Origin of the sequence: Paludibacter sp. 221 (assembly GCF_010501035.1) — a bacterium.
GTDB lineage: Bacteria > Bacteroidota > Bacteroidia > Bacteroidales > Paludibacteraceae > QVMH01.
Genome location: NZ_QVMH01000099.1, coordinates 1 through 1,260, shown reverse-complemented (window position 1 = coordinate 1,260; position 1,260 = coordinate 1). Strand labels below are relative to the sequence as shown.

Here is a 1,260-nt window from a genome sequence, read left to right as displayed (position 1 = left end):
TCGACTTTTTATCAATACGGGCGTAGAAATCGAAGATTTCTATATAAATTTGCAGAAGAAAATTTGAGATAAAAAGCTGAAAGTTAATCTTTCAGAATTGATATATAACATAACGTTCGCAGAACGTCTCGATACGAAAACTGGCAATTTTCAAAAGAATAGGGACAACTGTGCAATGTCTATGCTATCGTTGTATAGCGTGGGCTTGCCTGTCTTCTATTCTTAGGTATGCCAGTACCTCGTATCGGAGCAGTGTGAGTTCCACGCTTCTTTTTGATGGGCTGGCGAACAGTTTAATAACTGTTTAATACCTATTGATATGGGAATCTTAAAAGCGCAAATAGCTGTATCTCTTGATGGATTTATAGCCCGTAAAGATGGTGAAATAGATTGGATTACAAAAGAAGTAAAAGAATCTATCAGCAAAGTATATAGTTCCGCAGAAACGCTGATTTCCGGCACAAATACCTATAATTTTATTTTTGAACGGTGGGGGTGGTTGGCCATACAAAAGTAAAAAGACTTTTGTTGTCGCAAATACCCCCATAAATACTATTCAGGAAGAATATTTATCTTTCATAACCGACAATCCTTTCGATGTTATTCAGGGACTAAAAAAAGATACAGAATCCGATTTGGTAGTTATTGGGGGCGGTAAACTTATCACATCTTTAATCAATACTCAACTGCTGGATGAATTGACAATTTACACTGTTCCTTTCATGTTGGGCGAAGGTGTTTCTTTTATCGGAAAAACAATCGGTTCAGAATGGGAATTATCAGATTATCGTTCACTGGATGGTGGGATATTATGTGCAACATATCATTTTAGTAATGAATTAATCCGATAAAATAGTCTCATTTATAAACTTCAAATAATCATCCAAATACAATTTATAAAAGTCATTTTTCTTACAAGTTGGCTGATGTGCGAGGGGGAATATTCTTTGCCCTAAGTAATTATTTTTTGCATCTATATATTTAAAATTTCGTCCAGATTTTGTATTCCCAATATAATCCCAGTAATATTTAACATCTCTTTTCGTGCAATTTAGCAACTGCCTTATTAATGGTTCGCCTAACGATATAATTATGGGGTTATTAAAAACACTTATTTCATCAACCAAAAAATCCATCCAATATTTGAAATGCCGATAAAGCACTTTGTCATCATCAGCAGGTGGGAAATTGAAAAAACATTTATCTAGGGCTATTCACAAATCAAACAATTAATCCCAACTAATTCATTGCGAATTAGTT

1 pseudogene is annotated in these 1,260 nt (G+C 34.1%); it reads left to right on the top strand.

Annotated features, from left to right (window positions below):
* Nucleotides 1–319 precede the first annotated feature (319 nt).
* A pseudogene (locus D0T49_RS12895) lies at nt 320–851 on the top strand (dihydrofolate reductase family protein).
* Nucleotides 852–1,260 lie beyond the last annotated feature (409 nt).